This window comes from Corallococcus carmarthensis (assembly GCF_003611695.1).
Classification (GTDB): domain Bacteria; phylum Myxococcota; class Myxococcia; order Myxococcales; family Myxococcaceae; genus Corallococcus; species Corallococcus carmarthensis.
Window position 1 is genome coordinate 157,671 of record NZ_RAWE01000002.1, and the last position, 6,780, is coordinate 164,450.

Sequence of the window (6,780 nt, forward strand, 5' to 3'; positions counted from 1 at the left end):
CTGCCTCCTTCTTCACGCCGCCTTCAACAGCGGCGTGCTCATCACCCGGTCCACCCAGCCGGACTGGCTGGCCCCCGCCTCGCGCGGAGCATCCATCAGCGCCTGGAGCACGCGCGGCACCTGGTACGGGTCCGCGAACTGCCCCACGCTCACCTCGCTGAAGGGCACGCCCAGCTGCTTCGCGCCCGAGCGCACCGTGCTGCCGCGCGCCCCCGCCACGCTCACCAGCAACGCCAGGGCCGCCACGCTGTAGCCACACGCGTGGAACGCCTTGGCGAACTGGTCGCCCGCCTCGCCCGCCTCGTCACCCACCACCATCACCACCAGCTTCGCCTCCGCCGGGATGCGCACGCCGTCGCGGTGCAGCGCGTGGACACCGGCCGCGTGCACCGTGCCGCCGGACGCCTTCAGCCCGGACAGCATGTGCTGCACCGCCGTGCGGTTCGGCGCCTTGGGCTTGAGCACCGTGCCCATGGTGTCGAACGCCGCCACGTGCAGCTTGTCCATCGGGAAGCCCGCGAGGATGCGCGACAGCGCCTCCTTGGACTGCTCGATGGCGCCCTCCATGGACCCCGACTTGTCGATGAGGAACATCACGCGCACGTCCGTCTCCGCCGTCGCCTCCGCCACCGCCTTCTTCACCGCGTTGTCGCTCGCCTCCTCCAGCTTGCGGCGCACGTCCTCGCTCCGGACGTTCTTCGCGATGTTCAGCGAGCGCTGATCCGTCGAGTTCGCCACCGCCCGCTCCCAGCGCGCCTTCACGGAGGGCTCCTGCAACAGGCCCAGGTCCTCCAGCGTGGGCGTCATCAGCCGCAGGTCGCGGTCCGACAACGACGGCAGCAGCGTCGCCAGGATGGCGGGCGTGAGGCCCACGTCCTTCGGCAACCGGCCCACGACCTCCTTGTAGGAGAGCCGCTCCAGTTCAATCCACTCGCAGATCTCCGCCTCGGAGAGGCCGTCGAAGCGCTCGCGCTTCACCAACACGAGGCCCTGGAGGCCCACCTGCCGGTGGCCCCCGTCCGCCTGCTTCTGCTTCCAGCCGAGCACCTCGAAGAAGCCCTGCGACTGGGGCTTGTAGCCGGCCTTGCGCGCCAGCTTCTTCAGCGTCTCCTTGTAGCCCGCCTTCACCAGGCCCTGGAGCATGGGCAGGTTCGCCTCACGCGCGGCCAGCCACTTCTGGGCCACGCGCTTCCAGCGGCCCAGCGGCGGCTTGCGCGACGCCGGATCTCCGAAGCCCGCGGCGCGGTTGAGGCGCGCGATCTCCGGCGTCTCCAGCAGCTCCGCCACGCGCAAGACGGCCTTGGGCGTGAGCATCCGCGTGGAGCGGCGCACGTAGTGCAGCACCATGGCCTCGCCAATGGCGCGGTAGTCGTCGTCGTGGAAGGCGACAGCGCCCTGGCCGTCGCGCACGGGCTGGCCCGCGTGCTCCTGCACCAGCATCAGCGCGCAGGTGGCCACCTTCAGGTCGCGCCAGTCCGTCTGCGTCAGCGCGTACGACGCGAAGTGCGCCATCAGCGTCGGGTTGAGGCGGTGGAGCTCCAGCAGCTGGCCGTACAGCTTCACCGCGGCGGGCACGAACAGGCCCGGCGCCACCTTGCGGCCGCGCGAAAGCGCCTTGGCGTCCGCGCCGGCGGCGGCCACCCAGGTGCCGTTCACGTCCAGGCCGGGGCGGTGGTGCCACAGGTGGGCGGAGCCGCCGAGCACGACGTCGAGCAGCCGCTCGGCCGGTCCGCGCTGCGTCTCCGGAAGGATCGTCTGGGTGCGAGCGGTGGTCATGGCGGTCGTCCCCCTTTCGGGACGGAGGCATGCCCGGAAGGGCCGCCTGGGGTTGGGAGGGAAAAAGTGAGCGCCCGAGTGAGGAAGCCGGTTGTCTGAAACCCAAGTTCAGTGCCGGACCGCCGGCGGTCCCCCCGCCTTGCGAGCGGAGGGGTGGAGTCGAACCACGGCGTGTAGGGCCTCTTCGGCCGGGCGCTCGAAAGCGATGCGCCCCTGGACGCCCCCCTGGCGGAAATCCTGACGGCGTATTTCCAGGCCTTTTTCCGGGGCCTTGCGGGCCTGCCCCAGGCCGCCTGGCGCCTTCATGGAGGAGACCCGCCGCGTCATTCGCGGGCCCGCGAAAAAAACGTGTCAGGAAACGCGGGGAGCCGGAGTCGGGGGTTCGGGTAACCAGTCGGAGGCTGTCCGCGGATGCAACGTGCTACCTTGCCGCGCCACATCCCCGTAACCCAACCTCTCGGGATGAGGACGTCCCGGGACAGCCTCCAGGGTCTCCCGGTGTACGAGCAGCTCACGGATGAGGAATTGTTCGCGGAGGTGTCCCGCCGCCGCGCCACGGGCGAGGCCGTGGGGACCCCGCTGGGGGCCTTGTGCGCGCGGTGGGCGCGCCCGGCCCGCTACGTCATCAGCAGGATTCAGGGCAGCTACGGACGCGGCTCGCCGGCGGACGCCGACGAGCTCTTCCAGGACGCGGTGGGGAAGTTCCTCGACCGGGGCCTGGATCAGTTCCGGGGCGTGTCCGAGCAGATGCCGGGCAGGAGCGCGTCTCCCAAGACGTTCTTCCTGCGCATCGTCAAGCACGTCGCCATCGACTTCTACCGGCGGCACCGGGAGGAGCTGGCGCCCGCGCCGGTGTCGCCCGATGACGTCATGGAAGAGACCCCGTCCGAGGTGGCCCGGGCGGTGGAGGGCGCACGGCGTCGCGAGGAGCGCGCCGAGGCGCAGGAGCTGTATTGGGCCGCCTACGCCAGGCTCCAGCAGGAGCACCCCAAGGAGGCTTCCGCATGGGAGCTGTATCACCACGAGGACGTGGAGGATCACGAGGAATGCGCACGGCGTTTGAACATCAGCGTGGTGAATTCGTACAAGCGCGTCAGCCGCGCCCAGGCATACCTGCGTCTGTACCTGCTGGAGTTGCAGCGGGACGGACTGCCGGAGGAGCCGTCGTGATGCCCCGCGGGGGGCTGAAGTCCTCCGCCCTGCCCGGGATGTCGCGATGAAGGGCGACGCGCTGTCCCGCTACCAGGCCCGGTACGCGCGCCTGGGCGCGGGCCCCCTCCCGGTGGGCGAGCTGTTGGAGGTGGTGGGGGATGTGCTGCGCCGCTCGGACCGGCTCGGCACCGACGGGGTGGAAGAGGCCTTGAAGGGCCTGGACCGCCCCGAAGTGGAAACCTGGGTGCGCCAGCAGAAACCGCAGGCGCTCCAGCCGTTGCTCCTGCGTGCCGCCGAGGAGTCGATGGAGGTGGCGCTGGGCGAGGAGGGGGAGGACGCGGAGCTGTGGCGTACGTCCGCGCTGGAAGGACTGGCCGCCCGGGACCGGGCCGCCTCCGCCGCCCGCGCGCTCGCCACCTGGGAGCTGCTGAAGGGCCCGCTGGACGGGGACGCGCTCGCCGCTCGCGAGAGATTCCTTGGGGCGCTGGGCCACCTGGACACCGCGCTGCGCTCCCGGGCGCGCTGGTTCATCCCGCTCAACACCGAGCGCCGCGCCGAGCGCGACCTGCTGGACCCCGTGGAGCGCCCCGGCGCCTGGTGGTTCTCCGCGCGGGCCGGTTGCGATGACCTGGTGGCGTCCTGGACGGGCCGCCCCATGAAGGATCCCGAGCACCTGAAGGACTGTGCCAGCTGCCGCGCGGACCGCGCGGACACCGCGGTGGTGGACTCGCCCCCGCGCCGTCACCTCACCGACGACGAGCTGTGGCGCCTGGACTCGGGCGAGATGGGCCGCGAGGAGCGCGAGCGCGTGGAGGCCCACACGGCTGGCTGTGGCGAGTGCGCGCAGGCCGTGCTGGCGCTGGAAGAGGGCGACGCCGCCATCGACGAGGCGCTGGAGCTGGATGAGGACGGGGCGCAGGCCCCGCGCGCGGCGCGTGATTCCCGCGCGGATGTGGCCCGGCGCCCGGGCGCGGCCCGCCTGCCGGAGCACCGCGAGGTGCTGGAGGAGCGGCGCGACTTCCGCGTGGTGCTGGTGCGCGAGCGTCAGCGGGTGCGGCTTCTGGTGCAGCCTCTGGGGACGCGCGCCGTGACGGCCGCCGTGTTCCTGTCTCCCGGGCGTCCGTCGCTCAAGCCGACGCAGGGGCCGGAGGGGCTGTCCTTCGACCTGTCCTCGGCGCTGGCGACCGGCGCGCACGCGGCCCACCTCACGGTGCAGGCCGGGCAGGAGACGCTGGAGCGCGACTTCGCGTTCTGAAGCGGAGCGGAGCGGCGGAGGGTGGAAACCTTCCGCCTCCGCCCTGTCTCACTGGAGCTGGGAGGACGGCACGTCCCGGCCGGATGAGTCGTACGGCTGGGCCGAGCGCACCGGCTGGCGGGGCAGCGGAAGAGGGCGCCGGGAGGCGCCGGCCCGCACGCCACCGGACAGGAAGGCCGCCACGAGCTGCGTGAGCGGCGGCCGGGTGGCGAGCGCCACGCCGCACACCTCCAGCCCCTGCCGTTCGAAGCGCCCCGTGGTTTGCAGATATGCGTTGCAGCCCTTCGGCGTGGCGGCGCTCAGGTCCCGCTGGAAGCGCTGGTCGTCGCTGCCCCAGCGGATGGCGAGCGAGTCCGAGGCGAGCCGGATGTACAGCCGCTCTCCACCCCAGGTGCCCTCGATGAGGGTGGCGGCGCCGCCGGCGCGCACCTTCACCGCGAGGTCTCGCCGTTCGTAGGTGCCGTTCACCTCGATGCCGTGCTCGAAGAGCTCGTCGCCGAACTCGCCCTTCCACGAGGCGTCCTTGCCCTTCACGAGCGGAGTCTCCGTCTGCACGCGCTGCGTGTCGAACCAGGCGGTGCCCACGCGTCCCAGGGGGGCATTCGCGCCACCCTGGGGACGGGGCGCTTCCTCCAGGCCCTGGGGACCGGAGGGCAGCGGCTGAGGGGTGGCGAGCAGGTCCGTCGACTTCACCGACGCGTCCACCGTTTCGAAGCGCACGCCGCCGAGCCATGCCTGGCCGGTGCCGCTCATGATGAGGCCCGCCATGATGGTGGTGGCCTCCTGGGGCACGTCCAGCACCACGTCGTAGCGCTTGCAGCCGTGGGTGCCCACGAGGGCGCGCGACTGCATGTTGTCGAAGGCGAGCGGCTGCTTGGGGTCCGCTCCCTCCACGCGCATCCACAGCCCCGCCCAGCCCTTCACGTCCAGGTGGCGCACGGCGGCGGAGAAGCGCAGGCGCTTGCCCCGGAAGTCCTGCGCGCTGAAGGCCTGCATGAAGGTGCCGAAGCTGTCCGTGGCCTGGGTGCGCGAGCGCAGGAACGCGCTGCGCGTGCCTTCACACGGGGCGCTGTCGTCCACCCCCGCTTCGAAGTGCTGGGGCGCGCTCTCCGTGACGTACCAGCCCTGCGGCAGCTTCGCCCGCGTGGTGTCAGACGCGGCGGGCATGCCGCCCGAAGTGGCGGGAGGCGTCGCGGGGGCCGAGGCCGCGGGCGGCGGTGTCTGGGCCGCCGCGAGGGGCGCCCAGAGCGCCAGCAGCAGGCCGGGGATGCGGGTTCGGAAGGTCATCGCGGAAGTCCTCACAGGGCGGCCGGCCGCGAGTTCAGCGCCACCGGGGTCCGTCCGCTGGACGCGTCGTAGCGGGGGACCTCGCCCTGTCCACCAGGGTGATACACGAGCAGCCCGCGCGCGCTCGCGGACCTCAGGCAGTGCTCCTGCGTGGCCAGATCCGGGCACGCGACCACGATGTCCCGGGGAGCCTCATCCACGTCCAGCACCGCGACGACCGGCGCCTCCAGGGGCGTCACGGGCGTGGACGCCGCTTCCCCGCCCGGCCGCAGCAGCAGGAACACGGAGGCCGCCACCGCGACCAGCGCGGCGGCGACGGCGGCCGGACGGTGCCAGCGCGCGGGGCGCACCACGACGGCGTCGCGCGGCGTGGCGGCGGCGACCTCGTACAGTTGCTCCTCCAGCAGGGCCTCCTCCTGGAGCAGCCGCGCGCACGGCTCGCACGTGAGCGTGTGGGCCTCCAGCTCCGCCTCGGCTTCGGGCGGCAGCGCGCCCAGCAGGTACTGCTCCGTGCGCTCGCGGGTGAGATGGGACGTGGCGCTAGACATGGTTTTCCTCTTCGAGCGCGGTGCGCAGCTTCTTGCGGACCTCGCACAAAATCTGTCGCACGCGCTGGACGGACAGCCCGACGCGGGAGGCGACCTCGGCATGGGGAAGTCCCTGGCCGTCACAGGCCAGGAGGAAGACGTTGCGCGCGCCCGGCGACACCTGCTCCAGCGCGTCGCGCGCCCGGGCGAGCTGCTCCTCCGACAACAGGCGCTTCTCCGCGGACTGCGCGGGGTCCACCGGCTGCTGCCGCTCCGGCAGGTCCTCCACCGCGCCGTCCACCGACTCTCGCCGCGTGCGCCGGGCGTCATCCGAGGCGAGGAAGGCCGCCTGGGCGACCGCGAGGTGCGGCAGGCGCAGCTCCGCGAGCAGGCCCCGCTGCTGCTGCTGGATGAGGCGCGCCCAGGTCTCCTGCGCCAGCTCCTGGGCCCGGTCCACCCGGATGCCCCGCGCGAGCAGCGACACCACCACCCGGCGCTGGTGCCGCGCGATGAGCGCGTCCCACGCGGCCCGCTCGCCCGCGAGCGCCCGCCGGGACAAGGCCTCCTCGTCCGGCGCCGCCGGCCGCGCGGCCCTGCTTGTGTCCTGCCGCGACTGGAGGGTCGTCATCCCCAAGCCCTGTACGGCTGCATCCATGCCGTCTTCCCGTTGCGAGCCGCGCTCGTCCCCCGGGGGCCGTTCCTGCCCCGGGCTTCCCGGGAAACGCGCCTGGGGGCCGGACATATCGACGGAAAGGGGCAAGGGGGTGGGGGAATGTCAGTTGG

General features: G+C 72.6%; 6 protein-coding genes. 2 read left to right on the forward strand and 4 right to left on the reverse strand.

Features of this window, described 5'->3' with window-relative positions:
- Positions 1-12 precede the first annotated feature (12 nt).
- Positions 13-1,776, reverse strand: a complete 1,764-nt coding sequence (locus D7X32_RS01370) for a VWA domain-containing protein (protein ID WP_120600658.1) — start codon at positions 1,774-1,776, stop codon at positions 13-15.
- A 498-nt stretch (positions 1,777-2,274) separates the two neighbouring features.
- Here D7X32_RS01370 and D7X32_RS01375 point away from each other — a divergent pair, with 498 nt between their 5' ends.
- Positions 2,275-2,946: an RNA polymerase sigma factor gene (locus D7X32_RS01375; protein WP_120600659.1), complete on the forward strand. Its 672-nt coding sequence runs from the start codon at positions 2,275-2,277 to the stop codon at positions 2,944-2,946.
- Positions 2,947-2,992: 46 nt separating this feature from the next.
- Complete coding sequence (locus D7X32_RS01380) at positions 2,993-4,183, forward strand: zf-HC2 domain-containing protein (protein WP_120600660.1); 1,191 nt, start codon at positions 2,993-2,995, stop codon at positions 4,181-4,183.
- Between the two features lie 48 nt (positions 4,184-4,231).
- On the opposite strand, the gene D7X32_RS01385 is transcribed toward D7X32_RS01380, so the two are convergent.
- The 3 genes from D7X32_RS01385 to D7X32_RS01395 are packed head-to-tail and all read right to left on the reverse strand — an operon-like array spanning position 4,232 to position 6,652.
- A complete protein-coding gene (locus D7X32_RS01385; protein WP_120600661.1) occupies positions 4,232-5,470 on the reverse strand; it encodes an AraC family transcriptional regulator in 1,239 nt (412 codons plus the stop codon).
- 11 nt (positions 5,471-5,481) lie between these two features.
- Positions 5,482-6,018, reverse strand: a complete 537-nt coding sequence (locus D7X32_RS01390; protein ID WP_120600662.1) for a zf-HC2 domain-containing protein — start codon at positions 6,016-6,018, stop codon at positions 5,482-5,484.
- Positions 6,011-6,652: an RNA polymerase sigma factor gene (locus D7X32_RS01395; protein ID WP_244238796.1), complete on the reverse strand. Its 642-nt coding sequence runs from the start codon at positions 6,650-6,652 to the stop codon at positions 6,011-6,013. Before D7X32_RS01395 ends, D7X32_RS01390 begins: the two co-directional genes overlap by 8 nt.
- Positions 6,653-6,780: the final 128 nt, after the last annotated feature.

What these genes read in the sequence shown, in the direction of transcription:
- D7X32_RS01370 (WP_120600658.1), bottom strand. Translation starts at nt 1,776, where the DNA reads ATGACCACCGCTCGCACCCAGACGATCCTTCCGGAGACGCAGCGCGGA.
- D7X32_RS01380 (WP_120600660.1), top strand. Translation starts at nt 2,993, where the DNA reads ATGAAGGGCGACGCGCTGTCCCGCTACCAGGCCCGGTACGCGCGCCTG.
- D7X32_RS01385 (WP_120600661.1), bottom strand. Translation starts at nt 5,470, where the DNA reads ATGACCTTCCGAACCCGCATCCCCGGCCTGCTGCTGGCGCTCTGGGCG.
- D7X32_RS01390 (WP_120600662.1), bottom strand. Translation starts at nt 6,018, where the DNA reads ATGTCTAGCGCCACGTCCCATCTCACCCGCGAGCGCACGGAGCAGTAC.
- D7X32_RS01395 (WP_244238796.1), bottom strand. Translation starts at nt 6,652, where the DNA reads ATGGATGCAGCCGTACAGGGCTTGGGGATGACGACCCTCCAGTCGCGG.